27 protein-coding genes and 1 pseudogene are annotated in these 23,442 nt (G+C 62.8%); 23 read left to right on the top strand and 5 right to left on the bottom strand.

Features of this window, described 5'->3' with window-relative positions; genetic code table 11:
* Positions 1-91 precede the first annotated feature (91 nt).
* Genes TM49_RS18660 through TM49_RS18640 form a run of 5 tightly spaced genes read right to left on the bottom strand, consistent with a single transcriptional unit; the run spans position 92 to position 5,178 of the window.
* The gene (locus tag TM49_RS18660) at positions 92-850 is read right to left on the bottom strand and encodes an ABC transporter ATP-binding protein (protein WP_045683475.1); all 759 of its coding nucleotides are present in this window, start codon (positions 848-850) and stop codon (positions 92-94) included.
* The gene (locus TM49_RS18655) at positions 847-1,608 is read right to left on the bottom strand and encodes an ABC transporter ATP-binding protein (RefSeq protein WP_045683473.1); all 762 of its coding nucleotides are present in this window, start codon (positions 1,606-1,608) and stop codon (positions 847-849) included. Before TM49_RS18655 ends, TM49_RS18660 begins: the two co-directional genes overlap by 4 nt.
* A 4-nt stretch (positions 1,609-1,612) precedes the next feature.
* The gene (locus TM49_RS18650; RefSeq protein ID WP_045683471.1) at positions 1,613-2,749 is read right to left on the bottom strand and encodes a branched-chain amino acid ABC transporter permease; all 1,137 of its coding nucleotides are present in this window, start codon (positions 2,747-2,749) and stop codon (positions 1,613-1,615) included.
* Positions 2,750-2,755: 6 nt separating this feature from the next.
* Positions 2,756-3,772 (bottom strand): branched-chain amino acid ABC transporter permease, encoded by a 1,017-nt coding sequence (locus TM49_RS18645; protein ID WP_045683469.1) that lies wholly within the window; start codon positions 3,770-3,772, stop codon positions 2,756-2,758.
* A 59-nt stretch (positions 3,773-3,831) separates the two neighbouring features.
* Complete coding sequence (locus TM49_RS18640) at positions 3,832-5,178, bottom strand: substrate-binding protein (RefSeq protein WP_045683467.1); 1,347 nt, start codon at positions 5,176-5,178, stop codon at positions 3,832-3,834.
* A 227-nt stretch (positions 5,179-5,405) separates the two neighbouring features.
* Between TM49_RS18640 and TM49_RS18635 the strand changes: the two genes are divergently transcribed.
* From TM49_RS18635 to TM49_RS18530, 23 genes and pseudogenes are all read left to right on the top strand, one after another.
* Complete coding sequence (locus tag TM49_RS18635; protein WP_045683465.1) at positions 5,406-5,882, top strand: YcgN family cysteine cluster protein; 477 nt, start codon at positions 5,406-5,408, stop codon at positions 5,880-5,882.
* A gap of 91 nt (positions 5,883-5,973) precedes the next feature.
* Positions 5,974-6,318, top strand: a complete 345-nt coding sequence (locus TM49_RS18630; RefSeq protein ID WP_045683462.1) for a carboxymuconolactone decarboxylase family protein — start codon at positions 5,974-5,976, stop codon at positions 6,316-6,318.
* Positions 6,319-6,520: 202 nt separating this feature from the next.
* Positions 6,521-6,991, top strand: coding sequence for a hypothetical protein (locus TM49_RS18625; RefSeq protein ID WP_052699934.1), 471 nt, complete (start codon positions 6,521-6,523; stop codon positions 6,989-6,991).
* Positions 6,924-8,228, top strand: a complete 1,305-nt coding sequence (locus TM49_RS18620) for a DNA-packaging protein (protein ID WP_082074813.1) — start codon at positions 6,924-6,926, stop codon at positions 8,226-8,228. The genes TM49_RS18625 and TM49_RS18620 overlap by 68 nt, the downstream gene beginning before the upstream one ends.
* A 99-nt stretch (positions 8,229-8,327) precedes the next feature.
* Positions 8,328-8,645 (top strand): Dabb family protein, encoded by a 318-nt coding sequence (locus TM49_RS18615; protein WP_045683460.1) that lies wholly within the window; start codon positions 8,328-8,330, stop codon positions 8,643-8,645.
* Positions 8,646-8,723: 78 nt separating this feature from the next.
* Entirely contained in the window at positions 8,724-9,881 is a 1,158-nt protein-coding gene (locus tag TM49_RS18610) for a phage portal protein (protein ID WP_045683458.1), read from the top strand.
* Positions 9,881-10,570, top strand: a complete 690-nt coding sequence (locus TM49_RS18605; protein WP_045683456.1) for an HK97 family phage prohead protease — start codon at positions 9,881-9,883, stop codon at positions 10,568-10,570. The genes TM49_RS18610 and TM49_RS18605 overlap by 1 nt, the downstream gene beginning before the upstream one ends.
* A gap of 39 nt (positions 10,571-10,609) precedes the next feature.
* Positions 10,610-11,836, top strand: coding sequence for a phage major capsid protein (locus TM49_RS18600; protein WP_082074927.1), 1,227 nt, complete (start codon positions 10,610-10,612; stop codon positions 11,834-11,836).
* A gap of 73 nt (positions 11,837-11,909) precedes the next feature.
* Entirely contained in the window at positions 11,910-12,476 is a 567-nt protein-coding gene (locus TM49_RS18595) for a head-tail connector protein (protein ID WP_045683452.1), read from the top strand.
* Positions 12,476-12,805, top strand: a complete 330-nt coding sequence (locus TM49_RS18590; protein WP_045685481.1) for a phage head closure protein — start codon at positions 12,476-12,478, stop codon at positions 12,803-12,805. The genes TM49_RS18595 and TM49_RS18590 overlap by 1 nt, the downstream gene beginning before the upstream one ends.
* Positions 12,802-13,209: a DUF3168 domain-containing protein gene (locus TM49_RS18585; RefSeq protein WP_045683450.1), complete on the top strand. Its 408-nt coding sequence runs from the start codon at positions 12,802-12,804 to the stop codon at positions 13,207-13,209. The genes TM49_RS18590 and TM49_RS18585 overlap by 4 nt, the downstream gene beginning before the upstream one ends.
* A 33-nt stretch (positions 13,210-13,242) precedes the next feature.
* Positions 13,243-13,653, top strand: coding sequence for a phage major tail protein, TP901-1 family (locus tag TM49_RS18580; RefSeq protein ID WP_045683447.1), 411 nt, complete (start codon positions 13,243-13,245; stop codon positions 13,651-13,653).
* Positions 13,650-14,018, top strand: a complete 369-nt coding sequence (locus TM49_RS18575) for a gene transfer agent family protein (RefSeq protein WP_045683445.1) — start codon at positions 13,650-13,652, stop codon at positions 14,016-14,018. The genes TM49_RS18580 and TM49_RS18575 overlap by 4 nt, the downstream gene beginning before the upstream one ends.
* Before the next feature lie 47 nt (positions 14,019-14,065).
* Positions 14,066-14,257 (top strand): annotated as a pseudogene (locus tag TM49_RS23185) (rcc01693 family protein); the annotation flags it as partial.
* A complete protein-coding gene (locus tag TM49_RS18570) occupies positions 14,247-14,819 on the top strand; it encodes a phage tail tape measure protein (RefSeq protein ID WP_045683443.1) in 573 nt (190 codons plus the stop codon). The pseudogene TM49_RS23185 and the gene TM49_RS18570, both read left to right, overlap by 11 nt.
* A gap of 10 nt (positions 14,820-14,829) precedes the next feature.
* The gene (locus TM49_RS18565) at positions 14,830-15,459 is read left to right on the top strand and encodes a DUF2460 domain-containing protein (RefSeq protein WP_045683441.1); all 630 of its coding nucleotides are present in this window, start codon (positions 14,830-14,832) and stop codon (positions 15,457-15,459) included.
* Complete coding sequence (locus TM49_RS18560) at positions 15,456-16,346, top strand: DUF2163 domain-containing protein (protein WP_045683440.1); 891 nt, start codon at positions 15,456-15,458, stop codon at positions 16,344-16,346. The genes TM49_RS18565 and TM49_RS18560 overlap by 4 nt, the downstream gene beginning before the upstream one ends.
* Positions 16,343-16,783 (top strand): NlpC/P60 family protein, encoded by a 441-nt coding sequence (locus tag TM49_RS18555; protein WP_045683438.1) that lies wholly within the window; start codon positions 16,343-16,345, stop codon positions 16,781-16,783. Before TM49_RS18560 ends, TM49_RS18555 begins: the two co-directional genes overlap by 4 nt.
* Positions 16,784-20,629 carry a baseplate multidomain protein megatron gene (locus TM49_RS18550; RefSeq protein WP_045683436.1) on the top strand — a complete coding sequence of 1,282 codons (3,846 nt, stop codon included), beginning with the start codon at positions 16,784-16,786 and terminating at the stop codon, positions 20,627-20,629.
* A 10-nt stretch (positions 20,630-20,639) separates the two neighbouring features.
* Positions 20,640-20,849, top strand: a complete 210-nt coding sequence (locus tag TM49_RS18545; RefSeq protein WP_045683434.1) for a hypothetical protein — start codon at positions 20,640-20,642, stop codon at positions 20,847-20,849.
* Positions 20,850-21,004: 155 nt separating this feature from the next.
* Entirely contained in the window at positions 21,005-21,244 is a 240-nt protein-coding gene (locus TM49_RS18540; protein WP_052699933.1) for a hypothetical protein, read from the top strand.
* Between the two features lie 43 nt (positions 21,245-21,287).
* Positions 21,288-21,950 (top strand): response regulator transcription factor, encoded by a 663-nt coding sequence (locus TM49_RS18535; RefSeq protein ID WP_045683433.1) that lies wholly within the window; start codon positions 21,288-21,290, stop codon positions 21,948-21,950.
* Positions 21,947-23,323 carry a sensor histidine kinase gene (locus TM49_RS18530; protein WP_045683432.1) on the top strand — a complete coding sequence of 459 codons (1,377 nt, stop codon included), beginning with the start codon at positions 21,947-21,949 and terminating at the stop codon, positions 23,321-23,323. The genes TM49_RS18535 and TM49_RS18530 overlap by 4 nt, the downstream gene beginning before the upstream one ends.
* The last annotated feature ends 119 nt before the right edge of the window (positions 23,324-23,442 follow it).

Here is a 23,442-nt window from a genome sequence, read left to right as displayed (position 1 = left end):
CTCTGGCAGGAGCTTAGGCGGAAATCGTTAGAAAGATGTTAACCATAGGCACCCGGCTCTTGACGCACCGGGCGCTGAGTCGGCGGCCGGTCTAGATGGCGAGGTATTCCTCACGGAGTTCGGCGTTGTCCAGGACATCCTTCGCGCTGCCGGAAAAGACGACCTGGCCGGTATCCATGATCACCGCCCTGTCGGAGAGACGGAGTGCCGCGACGGCATTCTGCTCGACGATGATGGTGGTGATGCCGAGGTCTCGGATCTGCCGCACGATCTTTTCGATCTCCTGGACGATGACCGGCGCGAGGCCCTCATAGGGTTCGTCGAGGAACAGGATCTTGATGTCGCGGGCGAGCGCTCTGGCAACCGCGAGCATCTGTTGTTCGCCGCCGGACATGGTGACGGCTTCCTGTTTGCGGCGTTCTGCAAGCCGGGGAAAATGATCGTAGATCTTTTCGACCGACCAGCCCTTTTCGCCCGAGACCTGCGCCAGAACCAGATTTTCCTCGACGGTCAGCCCGCCGATGATGCGACGGTCCTCGGGGACGAGTTGAACGCCGGATTTCGCGGCCTGGAAGGCGCGGCGGGTGTGGAGCGGTTCGCCGTCGAGCCAGATCTCGCCGCTTTTCAGCGTCGGATTGTCGAGACGTGCGAGCGTGCGCAGTGTCGTGGTCTTGCCGGCACCATTTCGGCCGAGGAGGGAGAGGACTTCGCCTTTCTCGATCTCAAAGGAGACGCCCTGTACGATATAGCTTTCGCCATACCATGCGTGAATGTCGCGAACGCTGAAGAAGGCGTCGCCCTGATTTGTGACCATCTGCTCCTCGACGGGAATGTTCTTGTGCATGTTCATGCCTCTGCCTCGCCAAGATAGGCCTCGCGGACCTTGGGATTGCCGCGCACTTCATCGGGCGAGCCCTCGGCGATGATGCGGCCCTGCGCCAGAACGGAGATCTTGTCGGCGAGCGAGAAGACCACGTGCATGTCGTGCTCGATGATGACCTTGGTCATGCCGCGGGCCTTGATGCGCTGCAGCAGTTCGATGGTGCGGTTGGTGTCGTGGCGGGCCATGCCGGCGGTTGGCTCGTCGAGGAGCAGGAGCTTTGGTTTCTGGATCAGGCACATGGCAAGTTCCAGCCGGCGCTTGTCGCCGCGCGACAGCGAACCGGCCTCATGATGGCGACGGGCCGACAGGCCGATGTCCTCGAGGATGAATTCGGCCTCCTCGCGGATTTCGCTCTCGCCGGAAAGTGCACGGATGGCGTTGAGCCTGAAGGCGCCGTCGCGGCGCGCAAAGGCCGGGATCATGACATTTTCCAAAAGCGTCAGGTCGGGGAAGATTTCCGGTGTCTGGAACACGCGCGAGACACCCATCTGGTTGATCTCATGTGGTGCATGGGTGGTCAGCGTCTGGCCATCGAAGACCACCTTGCCGTGGCTCGGGCGGATGCGGCCGATGCAAACGTTGAGCAGCGTCGACTTGCCGGCGCCGTTCGGGCCGATGATTGCGTGGACCTTGCCGCTTTCGACTTCGAGGTTGACGTCGGAAAGGGCGCGGAGCCCGCCGAAGCTCTTGTGGACATTGTCGACGTGGAGAACGATGTCGGACATGGTGCTACTCCGCCGCCTGAAGTTTGGTCTCTGCGGCACGACCGCCACCACCGCCGAAGCGGGCCCTGAGTCGCTTGACGCCCTCCATGATGCCGCCCGGCAGGAAGATGACGATGGCCATGAAGATCAGGCCCAGCGTCAGGTGCCAGCCATCGCCGACGAACAGCGACAGAAGCTTGACGACCGGTGTCTCGATCACGTCCGGCAGGAAGGAGAAGGTCTGGTGCAGGGCCTGCTCGTTGAATGACGAGAAGATGTTTTCGAAATACTTGATGACAACGGCGCCGATGACCGGACCGACCAGCGTGCCGACGCCGCCGAGGATGGTCATCAGCACGACTTCGCCCGACGCGGTCCACTGCATGCGCTCGGCCCCGGCCAGCGGATCGGTGACAGCCATCAGGGCACCGGCGAGGCCGGCGAACATGCCGGAGATGATGAAGGCCGTGCGGAGGTAAGGCCTTGTGTTGAAGCCGGTATACATCATCCGGTTCTGGTTCGACTTGACCGCTTTCAGCATCATGCCAAAGGGTGAGCGGAAGATGCGGATGGTGATGAAAAAGCAGATCAGCAGGGCGATCGCGCAGAAATAGAAGCCGGCATAGCCCTGCAGCTCGATGCCGAAGAAATCGGGCGAGGGCAGGCCGGCGCCGGCTTCGAAAAACATCCGGTCGAGAATGCGCGGATCGCTGTGCGCAAGCTGAAGGCCGGTTTCGCCGTTGGTGATCGGGGTCAGCACCGAATAGGCGAGATTGTAGCTCATCTGGGCAAAAGCGAGCGTCAGGATCGAGAAATAGATGCCCGAACGGCGCAGGCTGACATAGCCGATGAGGGCGGCAAAGAGGCCGGCGCAGATCATTGCGAACAGGATCGCCGGGATCGCGTTCATCGTCAGCAGCTTGAACGACCAGACGGCGGCATAAGAGCCGACGCCGAGAAAGGCGGCGTGGCCGAAGGAGAGATAGCCGGTCAGCCCGAACAGGATGTTGAAGCCGATGGCGAAGATGCCGAAGATCGCGAACTTCTGCAGAAGCGCGGGGTATGCGGCGCCAAGCGGCATGAACAGGATCGGTGCCAGAAGCACGATCGCCGAAAAGATCAGGAACAGCAGCCAGTCGGTGCGGGAAAGATTGGCGAACATGGGATCTTATTCCTCCATGACGCCGCGGCGGCCCATGAGCCCGCGTGGCATGGTCAAGAGAATGATGACGGCGACGAGATAGATGATCACCTGGTCGATGCCTGGGATGATGGCCTTGACCTCGTTCATCGAGGCGAAGGACTGCAGGATGCCAAGCGTGAAGCCAGCGATGATGGCGCCCGGCAGCGACCCCATGCCGCCGACCACGACGACGACGAAGCTGAGCACAAGGAAATCCATGCCGAGGTGATAGTTCGGCGGCAGGATGGGGGTGTACATGACGCCCGCAAGGCCTGCGACGACGGCGGCAATGCCGAAGACCACGGTGAAGCGCTTCTCGATGTCGATGCCGAGCAGGCCAACGGTTTCGCGATCCCGCATGCCGGCGCGGACCACCATGCCGTAGGTGGTGAATTGCAGGAAGGCGAAGACGGCGCCGATGATGGCGAGCGCGGTCACGAAATAGATGAGCCGCCACCAAGGGTAGACGATGAAAGAATCGGCCATGCCGATCCAGGCGCCGATATTGGCGGTGCCGGCAAAGGCGGACGGGGCTGTCTGCGGGATCGGGTTGGCGCCGAAGAACTTCTTGATGATTTCCTGTAGAACGATCGCGAGGCCGAAGGTGACGAGGATCTGGTCGGCATGCGGGCGCTTGTAGAAGAAGCGAATCAGACCGCGTTCCATGACCAGTCCGAACAGCAGCATCACGGGAATGGCGAGCAGGATCGACAGCGGCACGGACCAGTTGATAACCGCGGCGCCGAAATCGCCGAAGGCGTATTCCATGTAGGGGATGGGGCGCGGCGCGAACAGGGCGCCTTCGGCCTTCGGTGGCTGGATCGGCCAGGTGATGAGCGCGTTGAAGGCAACGGCGCAGAAGGCACCGAGCATGAACAGCGCGCCATGGGCGAAATTGACCACGCCGAGCGTGCCGAAGACCAGAGTGAGACCGAGGGCAATCAGCGAATATGCCGCGCCCTTGTCGAGACCGTTCAGGATTTGGATGATGATGGCGTCCATGTACCGCTATCCGCTGTTGAGATGCGAGGGGCGGTCAGTGCCGCCCCTCTGTCATTTGTTCAGCACTGCTTGGGCGTATCGGGGCCGAGCTCACCGCCGAAGATCGACGGGTCGTAATCGACCTGCGAGCGCGGGACGATCTTGACCACCCTCAGGAGGTCATATTCGTTTTCCGGTTCCGGATTACCGCGGACGACGAGGACGTCCTTCATGCACTGGTGATCGGCAGCGCGGTAGAGCGTCGGGCCGTTGCCGAGACCATCGAACTCGAAGCCTTCGAGCGCCTTGATGACGGCGGGTGCGTAGAAGGTGCCGGCGCGCTCGACGGCATCGGCGTAGAGCAGGGTCTGGACATAGCAGGTCTGGGCGGCCTGGGACGGCGGGAAGCCGTATTCGGCGCCGAAGGACTGGACGAAGGCCTTCGTGCCGTCATTGTCCAGCGACCATAGCCAGTTGGCCGAGCCGAGGATGTTCTGGGCGGCGGCGCCTGCGCCCTTGGCCATCAGGTCGGAGAACAGCGGCACGACGATCTCGAAGTTCTTGCCGTTGACCTGCTTGTCCTTGAGGCCGAACTGGACGGCCTGGGTCAGCGAGTTGACCATGTCGCCGCCGTAGTGGTTGAGGATGAGCACATCTGCGCCGGAATTCAGCACCGGGGTGATGTACTGCGAGAAGTCGCCGGCGCCGACGGGGGTCTTGACCGTCTGGACGGTTTCCCAGCCGAGTGCCTCGGTGGCGTTCTTCATCGATTCTTCCTGGGTCCAGCCCCAGGTGTAGTCCGCCGTCAGGTGGTAGGCGCGGCGGTCCTTTCCGTATTCCTCGGCCAGAACCGGGCCGAGCGCCTCGCCGGACTGGTAGGCATTGAAGAAGTGGCGGAAGCCGTAGCGGCGCTTGTCCTTGCCGGTGGTGTCGTTGGAATGGGTCAGGCCGGCCATGAAGATGACGCCCATGTCCTGGCAGAGGCTCTGCACAGCGACGGCGACGCCGGAGGATGATCCGCCGGTGATCATCACCGCTCCGTCCTTCTCGATCATGCGCTTGGCGCCATCGCGGGCGGCGTCCGACTTCGTCTGGGTGTCGCCGGTGACATAGTCAACCTTCTTGCCGAGGATACCGTTGCCCTTCAGGGTTTTCGAGGAGAAGGTCGACAGCATGCCGCCGTCGCCTTCACCGTTGAGGTGTTTGGCGGCGAGCTGCAGGGCCTTCAGTTCGTCGAGGCCTTCATCGGCATAGGGGCCGGTCTGGGGAACGTTGAAGCCGAGGACGACATTGCTGCCGGTCGGCATGTTGCAGGACATGTCCTGGGCATAGGCCCCACGGATGAAATGCATGGGTGCGGCAAGCGTGACGCCGGCCGCGGCGCCGGCCCTTAACAGGCTGCGCCGGTTCATGATGAAACGAGACATTCAGACTCCTCCCAAGTCTTGAAAAGGGACTGCGCCCTCCTCGGCGCAGGAGCGCCGGTCCTCCACGGCGCATGGGGGATGCTAGCAAGCGGGCAAATTGTCGCAATTGACCGAAAGTGATAAGACCTTGGTTCAAGTCGGCATGGGCTTACCATGAGCGCTGCAGGGCATCGGGGTTGAACGAAACGGCCGGCAGGCGCATATAGGCCGCTTTTACGAGAGCGGGCATGACCGACCAACGCAACGTACCCTTCTGGAAGTTGAAGCGCCTCGACGAGATGAGCACTGTCGAGTGGGAGAGCCTGTGCGATGGGTGCGGGCTTTGCTGTCTGAACAAGCTTGAGGACTGGGAGACGGGGGAGGTGGCCTTTACCTCGGTGGCCTGTCAGTTGCTTGACGGGCACAGCTGTCAGTGTTCGGACTATCCGAACCGCTGGGCCACGGTGCCGGAATGCATCCAGCTCGATGTGGCCGGCGTGAAGGAGATCCCCTGGCTGCCGCCGACCTGCGCCTACCGGCTGGTGGATGAGGGCCACGATCTCTACTGGTGGCACTATCTGGTCTCTGGCGATCGGGAAACGGTGCACCAGGCCGGTATTTCCGCGCGCGACAAGACGGTAAGCGAGTTGCATGTGCCGGTCGAGGACTATGAGGACTACATCGTCGAATGGCCGGTGCTGACGGGAGAGCCGCGCGACGACTGATCGTCTGCTGGCGGTTGATGCAGAGCAAGGCGGCGCGGCGCCCGGCGTTTAAGACGCTATCATCGTAACTATGAAGATAGGGAGGCTATTGATGGCAGCGGATTATATCAGTATGGCGGCCGACATTTCGAAGCAGACGGCGGTGCTGAAGCAGGACATTCCCGAAACGATGGCCGGCTTCTATGCGATGGCTGGCGGTGCCGACAAGGCGGGCGCACTTGATTCGAAGACAAAGGAATATGTGGCTCTCGGGATTGCGGTCTCGACGCGCTGCGATCCGTGCATTGCCTTCCACACCCGCGCGTTGGTGAAGATGGGCGTGACGAAAGCCGAGTTCGAGGAAGTGCTGGGCACGGCAATCTATATGGGTGGCGGACCGTCGCTGATGTATGCGGCGCACGCCATGGAAGCTTTCGAACAGTTTTCGGCAAAGTAAGAAAAAAATCCTATGATAGGAAAATAATCCTTGACGGCGTTACGGTGGTTTGCTAGGTAATAGCTACAGTCGGGAAATTGCGGGTCGGAGACGACTTCCTCTCTCGGCCGCCACTATCATCACAATTTTGAAGCCCGGTTCCTCGACCGGGCTTTTTTTATGGCCGAACGGGCGCCCTTTCGGGCGAGCGGAAGGAGGGGCTGTGGCTGACCTGGAATCACTGGACATCTCGCTATTCAGACCATGGCCGGTGCGGCCGCGCTACGATGGCGGGGCGAGCATCGGCCGCTCCGATACCGCGTTTCATGAGATCGAACCGAAGGCGAGGCGGGGGGAGACCGGGGACGACCTCCGGCTGCTGCTGAACGACCTGACTGCCGAAATGCGGGCGCAGTTCTCTTTCTTTCGCAAGTTGCGCATGGCGGCGGTGAAGAAGGGACGTGCCGGCGAGGACGGCCCGGACATTCGCACGGAAGTCAAGGCGGCGGCGGATGCGATGGCGCTGATCATCCGGACGCTGGAAAAGGCAGACGAATTGCAGCGGCGGCTTGCGGCGAGCCGCCAGAGCGAGGAAGAGCGACATCTGAATCTCAGGGACTATGACAATGCCAAAGCCCATTTCCTCGACCTCATCGAAAAGCGAGCCGAGGAAATCGCAGCAAAGCGGGGCTGATCCTTTCGATTATGTCCGCCTGCTTGCGCGGGACTGGTCGTTTCTGGCGCGGCCCGAACAGCTGCCGCCGAAAGACCGGTGGCGGACGTGGCTGCTGATGGGCGGGCGCGGCTCGGGCAAGACGCGGGCGGGGGCGGAATGGGTGCACGGACTGGCGCTTGGCGCCGGCGCGCGTTCCGATCTCCGGATCGCGCTGGTGGCTGAGACGCTGGGCGATGCACGGGAGGTGATGATCGATGGCGTTTCCGGGATCTGCCGGGTGGCGCGGCGGATGCGGCCGGATTTCGAGATCACGCGGCGGCGGCTCGTCTGGCCGAACGGCGCGATGGCCTATCTGTTTTCATCGGAGGATCCTGAGGCGCTGCGCGGGCCGCAGTTTCATTTTGCCTGGTGCGATGAGCTTGCGAAATGGCGCTATGGCGAGGAATGCTGGGACATGTTGCAGTTCGGCCTGAGGCTCGGCGCCGAGCCGCGGCAGATGGTGACGACGACACCGAGGGCGGTGCCTTTGCTGAAGCGGCTGATGGCCGAGGACGACACGGTGCTGACGCGGATTGCCACGGCCGACAATCGCGCCAATCTGGCGCCGGGTTTTGTCCGGGCGCTGGCCAGCCGTTATGGCGGGACGCGGCTTGGGCGGCAGGAGCTCGAGGGCGAATTGATCGAGGACCGTGAAGACGGGCTGTGGCGTCGCGGCGAGCTGGAGGCGATCGTTGCGCGCAATGCGATGGCGAACGGACGGATCGTCGTGGCGGTCGACCCGCCATCGGGGTCGGGCCGGAATTCTGTCTGCGGCATTGTGGTTGCCGGCGGCATGGAGAATGGCGGGGCGCTGGTGCTCGCCGACTGTTCGGTCGAGGGCGGCTCTCCGGCGCAATGGGCGCGGGCGGTGGTCGAAGCATTTCGTAGGTTTGATGCCGACCGGGTGGTGGCGGAAGTCAACCAGGGCGGCGATATGGTCACGGCGATGCTGAAGAGCGTCGACGAGCGTCTGCCTGTTGCGACGGTGCGGGCCAAGCGCGGCAAGTTCCTGCGGGCCGAACCGGTTGCGGCGCTTTATGAGCAGGGACGGGTGCGGCATGCGGGGCATTTCTCCCGGCTTGTCGACCAGATGTGCGATTTCGGCGCTGACGGGCTTTCGGCGGGGCGTTCGCCCGACAGGCTGGATGCTTTGGTCTGGGCTTTGACCGCGCTTCTGCTCGAGGGCGACGGAATGCCGCGGGTGCGGGGTGTCTAGCGGAAAAGCCGGGACGTGTTCTTGCGTGCCGTCAAGGCGCATGCTAGCCGGAAACCCGATTGGCGGGATTATAAAACCGCCGCTGCCAAGGGTTTTCGCATGATCAGACATATCGTTTTCTTCTCTGTGCCGAAGGGTGGCGACCCGGACGCAGTAGAGGCCGGGCTTTCGATGCTGACGGAAAACCCGCATGCCACGGTGCTGGAGATCGGTCGCAACACGCGGACCGACCTTTACGACGAAGGCGTCGATTTTGTCGTCTATGGAGAGTTCGAGGACGAGGCGGCGCTTTCCGCCTATCGCGAGCATCCGATCTACAAGAAGTCGACCTCGGTGGTGAAGCCGCTGCGGGAGATGCGCATGGCGGCGGATTATGATGTCGACAAGGCGCTGAGGCATTCGCGCTACAAGGGCTGACCGCTCACAAGTAACAAGACTGATCTGGCCCCGGTTCTCCGGGGCTTTTTTATTGCGACAACCATGAAGGGGTGAGGCATGAGAATGCCATTTCATCTGCTCCCAGGGCGGAGGGCAGAAGCCGTTCGCGTGCCTGACAGGAAGGCGGCGACGATGGTTTCGGCGCTCGCCATTAACGGTGAGGCGCGGTGGTCGGGGAGCTCCTACGCGGCGCTTGCCCGCGAGGGGTTCATGAAGAACCCGGTGGCGCACCGGGCCGTAAGGCTGATTGCGGAGGCGGCCGGCGCAATGCCCTGGCAGCTTTTCGAAAATGACGGGCTCGTGAGCGAGCATCCGCTGCTTTCGCTGCTAAAGCGGCCGAACGGGCGGATGTGCGGGGCGGACTTCTTTGAGGCGATGTTCGGCCAGCTTCTCCTGTCCGGCAATGCCTATGTCGAGCCGATCCTGCTCGATGGCGCGCTGCGGGAAATGCATCTCCTGAGGCCGGACCGGGTGCGGGTCATCGAGGGGCGGGACGGTTGGCCGGAGGCGTATGAGTATCGCACGGGCACGCATGTGGCGCGGTTTGCGGCTGAAAGCGAAGGGCTGACGCTCTTGCATATGCGCCTGTTTCATCCGCTGGATGATCATTCGGGATCTTCGCCGCTCGCGGCGGCGCAGATGGCGCTCGACCTGCACAATGCGGCCTCCGTCTGGAACAAGGCTTTGCTCGACAATTCGGCGCGGCCTTCCGGCGCGCTGGTCTATCAGCCGAAGGATGGCGGCAACCTGACCGAGGAGCAGTATGAACGGCTTAAGCAGGAGCTGGAGGAGGGCTATACCGGGCCGGTTCGCGCCGGGCGACCGCTCTTGCTTGAGGGCGGGCTCGACTGGAAGGCGATGGGGCTGACCCCACGCGACATGGATTTCACCGAGGCGCGCAACGGGGCGGCGCGCGATATCGCGCTCGCCATCGGCGTGCCGCCGATGATGCTCGGTATTCCGGGCGACAACACCTATTCGAACTATCAGGAGGCGAACCGGGCCTTCTATCGGCTGACAGTGCTGCCGCTGATCGCTCGCACGGCCGCCTCGCTGACCACATGGCTTTCGCCGATCTATGGCGAGGGATTGCGGCTTGAACCGGATCTCGACCAGGTGCCGGCGCTGTCGTCGGAACGCGACGCGCTGTGGAGCCGGATCGGGGCGGCGGATTTCCTGAGCGACGAAGAGAAGCGGGAGGCCGTTGGTTACTGATGACAAAGGGGGAAACCATGCTCGCCGATGAATTGAAATATGCCGACCTGTCGTTAACGGACGTGACCGGGGACGGGACGTTCTCCGGCTATGCGAGCCTCTTCGGCGAGGTCGATCTCGGCAAGGATGTGATCGAGCGCGGGGCGTTTTCGCGCTCGCTTGCCAAGCGCGGTGCGGAGGGTGTGCGGATGCTGTTTCAGCATGATCCCGCAGAGCCGATCGGAACCTGGAAGAAGATCCGCGAGGATGGGCGAGGGCTCTACGTCGAAGGCGTGCTTTCGGCGGATGTGGCCCGCGCCCGCGAGGTGCATGCGCTGATGAAATCCGGCGGGCTCGACGGGCTCTCGATCGGGTTTCAGACGGTAAGGGCGCGAAATGACGCGAAGTCGGGCGTGCGGCGGGTGCTGGAGGCGGACCTCTGGGAAATTTCGATCGTCACCTTTCCGATGCTGCCGACGGCACGCATCGCGACGGTGAAGACGGCGGGGAATACCTTCCCGACCATACGGGAATTCGAGCGATGGCTGACGCGGGATGCCGGCCTGACGCGAAAGGCGGCGCGCCGGTTTCTTGCCGGCGGCTATGACGCGCTTGTCGGCTGGCAGGATGCGGCGGCGGGTGAAAACAGGGCGGATGATGAGCGGCTTGTCGGCCTGATGCGCCAGGCAAGACGGATGATGGCGCCCTGAGTTTTTCAGCTTCAACAAGAGGATAGCATCATGAACACCATGACCAGGGCACCCGAGATCAAGGGGCTGCCGGGGACGATTTCCGAGGCCTTCGAAGAATTCATGTCGAGCTTCGAAGCTTTCAAGGAAGCCAATGATCGCCGGCTCGGTGAGATCGAGAGCAAGATGGGCGAGGACGTGCTGACCCGCGAAAAGGTCGAGCGTATCAATCGCGCCATGGACGCGCAGTCGCGGCTTCTCGACGAGATGCAACTGAAGAAGGCCAGGCCGGCGCTCGGGCGCGGTTCGCTTGCAGCAAGCGAGCACAAGATGGCCTTCGAGAATTATATTCGCCGCGGCGACGAACAGGGCCTGAGGGCGCTGGAGGCGAAGGCGATTTCGACCACCGAGAGCGATGGTGGCTATCTGGTGCCGGACGAGACCGACACCGAGATCGGGCGTCGGCTCTCGGCGGTGTCGCCGATCCGACGGCTGGCGACGGTGCGTCAGGTCTCCGGAGCCGTGCTGAAAAAGCCGTTCATCGCTTCCGGCTTTACCGCCGGCTGGGTCGGCGAGATCGCCGACCGCGATGCGACGGCGACGCCGGACATTTCCGAGCTGACCTTTCCGACGATGGAGCTTTACGCCATGCCGGCGGCAAGCGCCTCGCTGCTCGACGATGCGGCTATCGATGTCGAGAGCTGGATTGCCTCGGAGATCGACATTGCCTTTGCCGAGCAGGAGGGGGCGGCCTTCATCAACGGCAACACATCGACCACGCCGAAGGGCTTTCTGAGCTATACGACGGTGGCCGACAGCGCCTGGGAATGGGGCAAGGTCGGTTATATCGCCACTGGTGTCGACGGCGCGTTCAAGGCGGACGATCCATCCGACACGCTGATCGATACGATCTATGCGCTGAAGGCCGCGCATCGCCAGAACGCGCATTTCGTGATGAACCGAAAGACGCAGGGCGTCATCCGCAAGTTCAAGGATGATGACGGCAATTACCTCTGGCAGCCGCCGGCAGGCATCGGCCAGGAAGCCTCGCTGATGGGCTTTCCGGTGACCGAGGCCGAGGACATGCCGGATATCGGGGTGGAGACCACGCCGATTGCCTTCGGCGACTTTGCCGCCGGCTATCTGGTCGTCGACCGGGCGGGTGTGCGGGTGCTACGCGATCCCTATTCGGCCAAGCCCTACGTGCTGTTCTACACCACCAAACGCGTCGGCGGCGGGGTGCAGAACTTCGAGGCGATCAAGCTGATCAAGTTCGCCGACGCCTGATTGCTGAGACAGGTGAAATAGGAAACCCCGGTGCGATGCGCCGGGGTTTTTTGTGGCCGGAGGGAGACTGACGATGAGCTACCAATTGATGACGCCGCCGGCTGAAGAGCCCGTGAGCCTTGCGGAAGCGAAGGCTTTTCTGAGGCTTGATGGCAGCGACGAGGACGGGCTGGTGACGGCGCTGGTGAAGACGGCGCGCGAGCATCTGGAGACGGTGACAGGGCTCTCGCTGGTGACGCAGGGCTGGCGGCTTTACCGCGACGACTGGCCGGCAAGCGGAATGATCTCGCTGGCGCGCGGGCCGGTGCAATCGATCGAGGCGGTTACGGTTTATGACGGCGAGGGCGTCGCGGAGACCATTTCACTCGATGGCTTCGGGCTGGATGGCCGGGCGAGGCCGGCGCGGCTTTATCTGCCGGCGCTTGCCGGCAAACGGGTCGGGCCAAGCGGGATCGAAGTGGATTTCACGGCCGGTTTCGGCGCGGCGACGGCGGTGCCGGAAGCGGCCAAACAGGCGTTGCTGCGCCATGTCGCGCATATGTTCGTGTTTCGCGGCGCGGTTGGGCCGGACCTGGAACCGTCCGGAGCGCCTGAGGGTTATGACCGGCTGATTGCGCCGCTGAAGGCATGGAGGCTCTGATGCAGGCACTCGATCCCGGCGCCTTCTCGGTGCGGCTTGAGCTGCTCTCGCCGGTGAGCGTCTCCGACGGGCAGGGCGGGGCGGAGATTTCCTATTCCCTGGTGGAGAGGCTTTGGGCGCGGCTCGAGCCGGTATCGATCGGCTTCGACGAGGAGGCCAATGGATCGGTCGTGCGCGTGACCCACGAGATCTGGATGCGGGCGCGGAGCGATCTTGCCCCGGGGATGCGGCTTCGGATGGGGAGCCGGAACTTTGCAATCAATGGCTGGCGCGACCCGGATGAAACCGGGCGCTATACCGTCTGCCGGACCGAGGAGGTTGGCCTATGAGCGCGGTGGAAAACGCATTGCTTGCGGCCATTCACGCGCGGCTCGCCAGCGACGCGACCCTCACGGGCCTGATCGGGGCGGATGCGATTTTCGACCGGCTGCTGTCGCGGCCGCGATTGCCGGCGATCGTCTTCGGGCTTTGCGAGACGAAGGACTATTCGACAGTCGATGCAACGGCTTACGAGCATCTGCTGACAATCGAAGTTTGGTCCGAGGCGTATGGGCGCAAGGCGCTTCAGGCGATCGAAGCGCGGGTGCGCGCGCTTCTCGATGACGCGCCGCTCACCCTTTCCGACGCGCATCTTGTGAGCATCCTCTACCGTTCGACGCGTGTGAAACGGGTCGAACGGACGGGCTATTTCCTCGCCGAGATGCAGTTTCGCGCGGTGACCGAGCCGGCATGAACCGGCTTCTTCTGATGGACAACGGAGATTTCGATGACAGCCCAGAAAGGCAAGGATCTGCTTTTGAAACTGCACAACGGCAGTGGGTATGAAACGGTGGCCGGGCTGCGCTCCAAGCGGCTCGCCTTCAATGCGGAGACGGTGGATATCACCGATTCCGAAAGTGCGGGACGGTGGCGCGAGCTGCTTGGTGGTGCCGGCATCCAGCGGGCTTCGATGACGGCAAGCGGGATTTTCAAGGACCAGGCTTCCGACGCGACGGTGCGGTCTGCCTTCTTTGCCGGCGCGCTGGTGGAGGCACAGATCGTCATTCCGGATTTCGGCACGCTGGCGGGACCATTCCAGATTTCTGCACTCGAATATTCCGGTCAGCACAACGGCGAGGTGACGTTCGAGATCGTGCTCGAATCCGGCGGAGCAATCACCTTCGGGGCGGCGGCATGAGCCGTTCCGGAGCGCGGGCGAACCGTTACCGCGGTGAGATCGAGGCGGTGATTGGCGGCGAGCGTCGGATCCTGTGCCTGACACTCGGGGCGCTGGCAGAGTTGGAGACGGCATTCGCCGCCGACGGACTCGGCGACCTTGGCAAGCGGCTCGCCTCTGGCGGGCTGAAGGCACGGGACCTGATCGCGATCATCGGTGCCGGGCTGCGCGGCGGCGGCAATGCCTTTGACGATGAGGATGTGGCGGCGATGAGCATGGAAGGAGGGGTTTCGGCCTATGCCCGTCTCGTTGCCGAACTCCTGACGGTGACCTTTTCGGGAGGGGCGGTTCAGCGCCCTGATGGGCGCGAGCCGGACCCTTCCTAGCCGCAGCGGCGGGCTCCGAACCTCCCGTCGCCGACCCGTTTCCCTGGCGGGCGGCGATCCATACGGGGCTCTGCCTGCTGCGGCTTTCTCCCGATGCGTTCTGGCAGCTCGCGCCAGTCGAATTCGCGGCGATGAGCGGCGCATTCGGCAATTCCCCGCCCGTGACCACGCGGGCGTCACTCAACGCACTGATGAACCGATATCCCGATGAGATGAGGAGGTCTGGTGATGGAACCTGACGACTATTCCGACGCGGTGGCGGGCGCGAGCGCACTTCGGGACGTTCTTGTGGATCTCGAAAGCCAGTCCGACAACTTTGCGGCGGCGATCACCGATGCGATGAAGGATGCGACGCTGAGCGGCAAGGGGCTTCAGATGGTGCTGGGCGATCTTGGCAGGAAGCTCAGCGAACTTGCTCTGAATTCGGCGCTGAAACCGCTCGAGAACGCGATATCCGGGCAGATCGGATCGCTGACCGAGGGGCTGGTGCAGGTGTTTGCGCATGCCAATGGCGGTGTGCCGGGCCGCCTCATGCCGTTTGCCGCCGGTGGGGTGGTTTCGAACCCGACCTATTTCAACATGCCGGGCGGCGTCGGGCTGATGGGCGAGGCCGGCAGCGAGGCGATCCTGCCGCTGAAGCGCGGTGCCGACGGATCACTCGGCGTTGCGATGCAGGGGGGCAGCGGTCCGCAGATTGTCTTCAACGTCACGACCCAGGACGCGGCGAGCTTTCAGAAAAGCGAAGGCCAGGTTTCGGCGATGCTGGCGCGCGCGGTGCGCTCCGGCCAGCGCAATATTTGAGGGGGCTTCGATGGGGTTTCACGAGGTACGGTTTCCGCTGCGGTTGTCGCTTTCCGTCAGCGGCGGGCCGGTGCGACGGACGGATATCGTCAACCTGTCCAACGGACGGGAGAGCCGCAACCAGCGCTGGCGCGACTCGCGGCGCAGCTATGATGCCGGTTCCGCGGTGCGCTCGGTCGCAGACCTCTATGAACTGATGGCGTTCTTCGAGGCACGGGGCGGACAGCTATACGGCTTCCGCTTCCGCGACCCGGTGGATTTTCGCTCGTGCGGGCCACTCGCCGAACCGTCTGCCACGGACCAGTGGATAGCGACCGGAACCGGGGCGCAGGCGAGCTTTCAACTGATCAAGACCTATGGCGACGGTGCGGCATCCTGGGTACGCACCATCGCCAAACCGGTCGCAGAAACCGTCAAGGTTTCCGTCGGCGGCGTGCCGACGACGTCGTTTTCCGTCAATGCGGCGAGCGGTGTCATTACCTTTTCTAGCGGGGCGATACCGGCGAACGGCGCGGCGATTTTTGCGGGATACGAGTTCGATGTCCCGGTGCGTTTCGATATCGACCGGATCGACATCAACATGAAGGCGTTCAACGCCGGAAGCGTGCCGACCGTGCCGCTGGTGGAGATCATGCCATGAGGGATTTGCAGGCGGGACTGAAAGCCCATCTCGAGCAAGAGGCGACGACCACATGCTTTTGCTGGCGGGTGCTGCTGAAGGATGGCAGCGTTCTCGGATTTACGGAGCATGATCACGACCTTGGTTTCGCGGGAACGGTTTTTCTGGCAGGCACGGGGTTTGCTGCATCGACGGTTGAGACCGAGGAAGGGCTTTCGGCCACGACCAATGAGGTGGCCGGGGGCTTTTCGAGCGAAGTGATCACCGAGGCGGCGCTTGTGGCCGGCCGCTATGACGGGGCGCGGGTCGAGGTCTATCTGGTGAACTGGCAGAATGTCACCGAGCATCAACTCATGCATGTCCATGAAATCGGCGAGGTGACCAGGGAGGCGGGCCGGTTCCGGGCGGAGCTGCGGGCGGTGACACACAGGCTTTCGCAGCCTCAGGGTCGCAGTTTTGCGCGGCGCTGCGATGTGACGCTTGGAGACGGGAAGTGCGGTTTCAACACGTCAACGCCAGGATTTTTCGCCACTGGTACGGTCATCGCCGTCGAGAACGAGACGCGGATCGCCGTATCGGTCGGCGGTGATTTTGCGACAGGATTTTTCTCCTTTGGCGTTCTGGCCTTTGAGAGCGGCGCACTTGCCGGTGTGAAGGCCGATATCGAGACCAATGCGGGGTCTGGCGGCACCCTTTGGCTAGGGCTTTGGCTGCCTCTGGAAGGTACGCCGGCGCCTGGCGACGCCGTGCGATTGACGGCCGGCTGCGACAAGTCCTTTTCGACGTGCCGCAGCAAATTCTCCAACCTCGTGAACTTTCGTGGCTTTCCTCATATGCCGGGGGCCGACTTCGCCTATTCCTACGTCGATGGCGAGAGCCAGCATGACGGCGGCGTGCTGTTTAGATGATCCGCCGAGAGGTCTTGTCCGAGGCCGAGAAATGGCTTGGCACGCCCTACCGGCATCAGGCCGCGGAACGCGGGGTCGGCTGCGACTGTCTGGGGCTGATACGGGGTGTATGGGCATCAGTTTATGGCACGACGATCCCGCTTGCAGCGCCCTATGCGGCGGACTGGGCGGAGCGATGCGGCGCGGAAAGGCTGCTCCACGCCGCGCGACTCTATTGCGGACCGGCCGTGCCGGTTTTGCACATGGCGCCCGGCGACCTGATCTTCTTCCGCTGGCGGCCGCAGTTTGCCGCCAAGCACGTTGGTATTCTGGCAGACGCCGATCACTTCATCCACGCCTATGAACAAGCGGGCGTGGTGAAGTCCGCGCTTGTGGCAGGGTGGCGACGAAGGATCGCGGCCGTGCACCGTTTTCCCGAAAAGACAGAGGTTTGTTGAATGGCGACGATTGTTTTCCAGGCCGCCGGCGCCGTCGTGGGCAGCGTCTTCGGCCCGTTCGGTGCCGTCGCCGGAAGGGCGCTCGGCGCGCTGGCGGGAAGCGTCCTCGACGCCCGGCTCTTTGGCGGCGGCCGAGAGAGCGTCAAGGGCCAGCACCTTGCAAATGCCCGGGTGGGCGGCGCTGAAGAAGGACTTGCCATTCCGCGGGTTTACGGAACCTCACGGGTTGGGGGGACGCTGATCTGGGCGACTCGGTTCGAGGAGGAGGTGATCGAGGAGCGCACCGGCGGCAAGGCCTCGGGCTCGAGCGTCGAGAGCTTTGCCTATTACGGCAATTTTGCCTTCGGCCTCTGCGAAGGCCCGGTCGCGGCGATCCGCAGGATCTGGGCCGATGGCCAAGAACTCGACCTGACGCAGATCGAGATGCGGTTCTACCGGGGCGACGAGGCTCAGCTTCCCGATCCGCTGATCGAAGCGAAGCAGGGTACGGGCAATGCGCCGGCCTATCGCGGCCTGAGTTACGTGGTGTTCGAAAGGCTGCCGCTCGACAGCTTTGGCAACCGCATACCGCTTCTCCAGTTCGAAGTGCTGCGTCCGACCGGGGCGCTCGAAAGTCAGATCCGCGCGGTGGCTCTCATCCCCGGTGCAACGGAACACGGACTGTCGCCCTTTCAGGTGACGGAGTCGCTCGGCAGTGGCCGTCAGCGGATCATGAACCGCAACACGCTGACGCATGCGACGGACTACGAGGCCTCTATCGACGAGCTGATGGCGCTTTGTCCGAACCTCGAATGCGTGGCCATCGTCGTGGCGTGGTTCGGCTCGGACCTGAGAGCCGGGGCCTGCACGATCGAGCCGGGCGTCGAAATCCCTTCCCGCAGCGAGGAGAGTTCTCTCTGGCAGGTTTCCGGCATTGATCGCGCCGGCGCACATCTCGTTTCGGAGCACAATGGCGGGCCGGCTTATGGAGGAACGCCGAACGATGCTGGGCTGATTGCCACCATTGCCGATTTGAGGGCGCGGGGACTGAAGGTCTTTCTCTATCCGTTCATCATGATGGATGTGCCGGCCGGAAACGGATTGCCCGATCCGTGGGGCGGCAGCGAGCAGGCGATCTATCCCTGGCGCGGGCGTATCACCTGCCATCCGGCGCCGGGACTGCCGGGCACGACCGATCGAACGACCTCGGCGCGTAGTCAGGTTGAGGCATTTCTCGGGAGCGCCGTCCCCTCCGACTTCGCAGTATCGGCGGGCACGGTGCGTTATTCGGGATCCGACAAGGGCTATCGGCGAATGGTGCTACATTACGCACATCTTGCGGCGCTTGCGGGCGGAGTTGACGGTTTCATCATCGGATCGGAGTTGCGCGGGCTGACGTCGATCCGCGACGGCAGCGACGCCTTTCCGTTCGTGGAAGGACTAGTCGCGCTTGCCGCGGATGTTCGCGGGATCGTCGGGCCGGCGACGGCGCTGACATATGGTGCCGACTGGACCGAGTATTTCGGCTGCCACCCGGCCGACGGAAACGTCTATTTCAACCTCGATCCGCTTTGGGCAAGTGCCGACATCACGGCGGTCGGCATCGACAACTACATGCCGTTGTCGGACTGGCGGGACGCGGATCTTGCGGCCGCCAATCCGGATGGTTTCCGCGTCGGCGATGAACCGGAGCGGATGGTCTCGCAGATCGCGGCGGGCGAGGGGTATGACTGGTACTATGCGAGCGCGAACGACCGCGCGGCGCGGCTACGGTCGCCGATCACCGACGGGCTTGCCGGTAAACCCTGGGTCTATCGTTACAAGGACATCGAGAGCTGGTGGACGAACCATCACTTCAACCGCATCGGCGGCGTTGAATCCTCGGTAGCGACGGCCTGGACGCCAAGAGCCAAGCCGATCTGGTTCACCGAGCTTGGCTGCCCCGCCGTGGACAAGGGCGCGTGTCAGCCGAACGTCTTTGCCGATCCGAAATCGGCGGAATCGGCCTATCCCTATTTCTCGTCGGGCCAGCGATCGGACGCGGAACAGAGGCGTTTCCTTGAGGCGCACCTTTCTTGGTGGGAGGCCGGCGCAGCACCGGCCGGCATGGTCGATCCGAACCGGATCTTCGTCTGGTGCTGGGATGCTCGTCCCTATCCGGCTTTCCCCGAGAACCCGGAGATCTGGAGTGATGGCGCCAACTGGGTAACCGGTCACTGGCTGAATGGCCGCCTTGGTGCGACGACCGTTGGCGACACGGTGCGGGCGCTTCTCTCGGATCATGGATTCGATGATTGTGATGTCGCTCTTCTGAGCGGCGATCTGACTGGCTATCAGCAGGCCGATATCGACGCCGCGCGCGATCTGATCGAGCCGCTTCTCGACCTCTACTCCGCGGATGTGCTCGAAGCCAATGGCAGCCTCATATTCCGCTCGCGGCTGAAGGCCAGCCTGCCGCCGCAGGCGATCGATGTCGTGGCCGACCTCGCCGACGCGGCGCTTTGGAGCGAGACCCGCGGACATGAGAGCGATATCGCCGGCGAGGCAGTGGTGACCTACTACGATCCCTCCGGGCGATACGAGCAGGCGAGTGCGCGATCGAGCCGGGCCATTTCCGCAAATGACCGCGTTCTTCGCTATGGCCTCCCGACGGTGCTGCCGGAAACCACGGCACTGAACCTGGCCGGCAGTCTTCTGCGCGAGAACCGGGTATCGGTAAGAACGCTCAAGGTCTCGCTGTCGCCGCAGGAGCGGACGATCGAGGTGGGTGATGTCGTAAGTCTAGCGGACGGACCCTCCGGGCGGTTTATGGTTACGCGGCTTGAGTCGGCAGAGACTTTGAACCTTGAGGCCCGCTCTTTCTCGCCGATGTTCGGTAGTGCCCTGGTTGTCTCGGAGACGCGACGGACCGACGACAGAGCAACCGGCGGCTTCGCCCCGCGGGTCGTGCTCATGGATCTTGCGCGCTTCGAGGAGGGGGCGGCGGAGGATTTCGCCAGGATAGCGACTTTTGCCAAGCCGTGGCGTCGAATCTTCGTTTCCTCATCGGTGACAAGCGAGGGCTATACGGCCAGCGCGGTGGCGGAACGTCCCGCGGGCACTGCGCGGCTCGTCTCCGAGCTGACGGCAGGTGCGAGCGGTCGCTTCGATTATGAGAGGACGCTGACGATCGATCTAGACTTCGGCGGTCTGTCATCGGCTTCCAAGGCCACGGTGCTGAACGGCGGCAACAGAATCGCCGTTCAGGCCAATAACGGCGTCTTCGAGATCATAGGCTTCCTCGATGCGACCGAAATCGCTGCGGGGCGATGGCGGCTCTCGGGCCTGTTGCGCGGTCTTCACGGAACAGAAGATGCCATGATCGCGGGGGCTGCTGCCGGGAGCGATACTGTCATCCTCAATGCTGCCGTTATTCCGGTCGGCCTTGAGGCGCGAAACGCCGGGCTTGCGCGCAACTACATGCTGGAAACGGCTTACGGCCAGCAAGACCCGGCGGCACCTTACGTCTTCACCGGCGGCGTGCGTGCGGAGACGCCGCTTGCTCCGGTGCATTTCCGCGCAAGGCGGAATGGTGCCGGCGATATTGTGATGAGCTGGATACGGCGCTCGCGCGTCGATGCGGATGATTGGGCGGCGAGCGAGATACCGCTGGATGAGAGCGAAGAGCGATACCGCCTCGAGATACGCGATGGCGGCATGCTTTTGCGGCAGGTGGAGGTGGCTGATCCCTCCCTGGTCTACACGACCGATGAACAGCTTGTCGATTTCGGGGCCGCCGCCGAGGCATTCTCCGTTCGGCTTTTCCAGCTCGGGCGGAAGGTGCCGCTGGGTATTCCGCTCGAAGCGACGGTTTCACTTCCCAACTGAAGGAGAGCACATGGAACTGACAAAGAAATGGTATCTGTCGAAGACGGTGTGGGGCGCTTTGCTTGCCGTGGCAGCACCGCTTCTGCAATATGCCGGGCTGCACCTCGACGAAGGCGCGCAGGGCGAGCTCGCCGATTCGATCATCGCGATCCTGGGTGCGGCGGGTGGATTACTGGCGATCATCGGGCGGATCTCCGCCAAGGCTTCGCTTGTGCGTTGAGAGGAATACCGGCCGGGACATTTCCGGCCGGAATTCCGTGTACATCGTTGGGCTCGCGTTATGTTGGCCGCTGCGGCTCTATTCATTCATTGTTCAGCCGACTATTCTTAGAAGGGTCAACAGGCAACGCAAAAGAGATGCGAGACATATTGGCAATGGTGAAGCAGTTTTGGATGATTTCTCTGGTGGGCGCACTTTCCGTCGCCGGGCTGCAGGACAAAGCCCTGGCGGCCGATTGTTCTGGTGCAGCACAGAAGGTCGTCGCCAGCACGGGTGGCGAACTGCTCTCGGCCCTTCCAAGCAATGACGGTAACGGCTGCGTGGTAACAGTGATCGTTCCGGCCCGCGACGGAAACCCGCCGCGCAAGATCACCCGCCAAGTGCCTGCAAGTTGATCCTTTTTCGCGTGGCCGAGCCCGCCTCAGATGGTGAAAGACGATGCGCATCCTCCTGATCGAAGACGATGAGAACCTCAACCGGCAGATCGCCCAGATGATGCGCGATGCCGACTACGTGGTTGACTGTGCCTATGACGGCGAAGAAGGTCATTTCCTGGGGGAGACCGAGCCCTACGATGCCGTGATCCTCGACATCGGCCTGCCCAATATGGATGGCGTCACCGTTCTCGAGAAATGGCGCGCTGCCGGGTTGAAGATGCCGGTTCTGATCCTGACGGCGCGAGACCGCTGGAGCGACAAGGTCGCCGGGATCGATGCTGGCGCGGACGACTATGTCACCAAGCCTTTCCATATCGAGGAAGTCATGGCGCGCATACGGGCACTGATCCGTCGCGCAGCCGGGCATGCGACGGGAACGATCACCTGCGGGTCGGTCGCACTCGACGTCAAGGCCTCTCGCGCCACCGTCGACGGCGAGTTGCTGCGGCTGACCTCGCACGAATATCGTCTTCTCTCCTACCTGATGCATCATCAGGGCGAGGTGGTTTCACGGACCGAATTGACGGAGCATCTGTATGATCAGGATTTCGATCGGGATTCCAATACGATAGAGGTTTTTGTTGGTCGGTTGCGCAAGAAGATCGGCTCTGAATGCATTGAGACGGTGCGCGGCCTTGGCTACCGGATGCAGGCCCCCGAATGAGATTTGGCAATTCGGTCACCTTCAGATCTCTGGCGCTGACCACAGCCTGGTTCGTCATTGCTCTCCTCGTCATCGCGATCGTGATTTCCGCGCTCTATCGCAATGCCGCAGAACGCGGGTTCAGGCAGTTGCTCCAGGCGGAAATGTTTAACGTTATCAATTCCGTATCTGTGGACGATAATGGCGAGCTCAAAGGCGCTCCACAGCTCGGCAATCTGAACTATCAGCAACCGCAGACCGGTTGGTACTGGGTCGTCGACCCGCTCTACGACCCGACGAAGGAGACGCTGCATTCGCCGTCTCTCGGTGATACCGATCTTCCGCGAAAATCGGAGGACGAGGTTCCCTATGATGGCGACTTCCGGCGTACCTATATCGTCCGCGACAACAACGACAACGACGTGGCCGTCATCGAGACCGTCGTGGTCATGGATGAAAAGGACCGTGCGGCGCGCATCCGGGTCACCGGCAACCGTGAAACGGTCGATGACGAAGTGCGCTGGTTTTCCCATCGCCTCTATCTTGCGCTCGCGCTCTTTGGCGCGGCCAGCGTGCTCCTGAACGGGCTCGTGATCCTGTGGGCGCTGAGCCCGCTCGACAAGGCGCGGAGGGCGCTCAGCCAGATTTCCGAGAGCGGCGAGGGCGAAATGAAGGGGGCTTTCCCGCACGAGGTTCAGCCGCTTGCGGACGAGATTAACGCACTTTTGTCCAACAATCGCGCCATCATCGAACGCGCCCGCATGCAGGTCGGGAATCTGGCGCATTCGTTGAAGACGCCGATTGCCGTTCTGTTGAACGAGGCGCAGCGTATGAGCGATAAGGAAGGCAAGCTCATCACGTCGCAGGTTGTGATGATGCAATCGCAGGTGCAAGCCTATCTCAACCGCGCCCGGATTGCCGCGCAATCGGAATCCGTCCTGACGCGTTGCGATGTCCAGCCAACGCTGGAACGCCTCGTGAGGGTGATGCGTCGGCTCAATCCCGACACCGAATTTTCGTTTTCCTGTGAGGCGGGACTGGTGCTTGCGACCGAGCAGCAGGACCTGGAGGAAGTCGTGGGGAACCTTCTGGAAAACGCAGGGCGCTTTGCCCGCTATTCAGTGGAGGTCAAGGCGCATCGCCTGAGCGAGACCAATGGCGATGGTGCCGGTTGGGCTGAAATCACGGTAGTCGATGACGGACCTGGCTTGACGCCCGAGGAGATTCGCAAGGCGATGAAACGCGGAGAACGTCTCGATGAAAGTGGTGCCGGTTCTGGCCTCGGCCTTTCCATCGTGGACGATATCGTGCAGGCTTATGGCGGACGATTTGAACTGACTGGGCTTGAGGGGGCCGGGCTGCATGCGAGGGTCGTATTGCCCGCAAAGGGCTAGAAGGGCCTTCCAGCAAAGGCGGTTTTGGACCGATGGAGCGAATTGTGGCCACAATCGCGCCCTAGCTGTGGTCGTGGTTGCAGGTTCAAGAAAAGATACCAATCCGCACGACGGAAACG

This window comes from Martelella endophytica (assembly GCF_000960975.1).
Lineage (GTDB): Bacteria > Pseudomonadota > Alphaproteobacteria > Rhizobiales > Rhizobiaceae > Martelella > Martelella endophytica.
The sequence above is the reverse complement of the archived record's forward strand: the minus strand, read 5'-3'. Positions and strand labels throughout refer to the sequence as shown.

What these genes read in the sequence shown, in the direction of transcription:
- TM49_RS18550 (WP_045683436.1), top strand. Translation starts at nt 16,784, where the DNA reads ATGGCGACGATTGTTTTCCAGGCCGCCGGCGCCGTCGTGGGCAGCGTC.
- TM49_RS18590 (WP_045685481.1), top strand. Translation starts at nt 12,476, where the DNA reads ATGCAGGCACTCGATCCCGGCGCCTTCTCGGTGCGGCTTGAGCTGCTC.
- TM49_RS18540 (WP_052699933.1), top strand. Translation starts at nt 21,005, where the DNA reads ATGGTGAAGCAGTTTTGGATGATTTCTCTGGTGGGCGCACTTTCCGTC.
- TM49_RS18620 (WP_082074813.1), top strand. Translation starts at nt 6,924, where the DNA reads ATGCCAAAGCCCATTTCCTCGACCTCATCGAAAAGCGAGCCGAGGAAA.
- TM49_RS18570 (WP_045683443.1), top strand. Translation starts at nt 14,247, where the DNA reads ATGGAACCTGACGACTATTCCGACGCGGTGGCGGGCGCGAGCGCACTT.
- TM49_RS18610 (WP_045683458.1), top strand. Translation starts at nt 8,724, where the DNA reads ATGAGAATGCCATTTCATCTGCTCCCAGGGCGGAGGGCAGAAGCCGTT.
- TM49_RS18655 (WP_045683473.1), bottom strand. Translation starts at nt 1,608, where the DNA reads ATGTCCGACATCGTTCTCCACGTCGACAATGTCCACAAGAGCTTCGGC.
- TM49_RS18555 (WP_045683438.1), top strand. Translation starts at nt 16,343, where the DNA reads ATGATCCGCCGAGAGGTCTTGTCCGAGGCCGAGAAATGGCTTGGCACG.
- TM49_RS18615 (WP_045683460.1), top strand. Translation starts at nt 8,328, where the DNA reads ATGATCAGACATATCGTTTTCTTCTCTGTGCCGAAGGGTGGCGACCCG.
- TM49_RS18585 (WP_045683450.1), top strand. Translation starts at nt 12,802, where the DNA reads ATGAGCGCGGTGGAAAACGCATTGCTTGCGGCCATTCACGCGCGGCTC.
- TM49_RS18630 (WP_045683462.1), top strand. Translation starts at nt 5,974, where the DNA reads ATGGCAGCGGATTATATCAGTATGGCGGCCGACATTTCGAAGCAGACG.
- TM49_RS18605 (WP_045683456.1), top strand. Translation starts at nt 9,881, where the DNA reads ATGACAAAGGGGGAAACCATGCTCGCCGATGAATTGAAATATGCCGAC.
- TM49_RS18575 (WP_045683445.1), top strand. Translation starts at nt 13,650, where the DNA reads ATGAGCCGTTCCGGAGCGCGGGCGAACCGTTACCGCGGTGAGATCGAG.
- TM49_RS18560 (WP_045683440.1), top strand. Translation starts at nt 15,456, where the DNA reads ATGAGGGATTTGCAGGCGGGACTGAAAGCCCATCTCGAGCAAGAGGCG.
- TM49_RS18600 (WP_082074927.1), top strand. Translation starts at nt 10,610, where the DNA reads ATGACCAGGGCACCCGAGATCAAGGGGCTGCCGGGGACGATTTCCGAG.
- TM49_RS18640 (WP_045683467.1), bottom strand. Translation starts at nt 5,178, where the DNA reads ATGTCTCGTTTCATCATGAACCGGCGCAGCCTGTTAAGGGCCGGCGCC.
- TM49_RS18635 (WP_045683465.1), top strand. Translation starts at nt 5,406, where the DNA reads ATGACCGACCAACGCAACGTACCCTTCTGGAAGTTGAAGCGCCTCGAC.
- TM49_RS18660 (WP_045683475.1), bottom strand. Translation starts at nt 850, where the DNA reads ATGAACATGCACAAGAACATTCCCGTCGAGGAGCAGATGGTCACAAAT.
- TM49_RS18595 (WP_045683452.1), top strand. Translation starts at nt 11,910, where the DNA reads ATGAGCTACCAATTGATGACGCCGCCGGCTGAAGAGCCCGTGAGCCTT.
- TM49_RS18530 (WP_045683432.1), top strand. Translation starts at nt 21,947, where the DNA reads ATGAGATTTGGCAATTCGGTCACCTTCAGATCTCTGGCGCTGACCACA.
- TM49_RS18580 (WP_045683447.1), top strand. Translation starts at nt 13,243, where the DNA reads ATGACAGCCCAGAAAGGCAAGGATCTGCTTTTGAAACTGCACAACGGC.
- TM49_RS18645 (WP_045683469.1), bottom strand. Translation starts at nt 3,772, where the DNA reads ATGGACGCCATCATCATCCAAATCCTGAACGGTCTCGACAAGGGCGCG.
- TM49_RS18565 (WP_045683441.1), top strand. Translation starts at nt 14,830, where the DNA reads ATGGGGTTTCACGAGGTACGGTTTCCGCTGCGGTTGTCGCTTTCCGTC.
- TM49_RS18535 (WP_045683433.1), top strand. Translation starts at nt 21,288, where the DNA reads ATGCGCATCCTCCTGATCGAAGACGATGAGAACCTCAACCGGCAGATC.
- TM49_RS18650 (WP_045683471.1), bottom strand. Translation starts at nt 2,749, where the DNA reads ATGTTCGCCAATCTTTCCCGCACCGACTGGCTGCTGTTCCTGATCTTT.
- TM49_RS18545 (WP_045683434.1), top strand. Translation starts at nt 20,640, where the DNA reads ATGGAACTGACAAAGAAATGGTATCTGTCGAAGACGGTGTGGGGCGCT.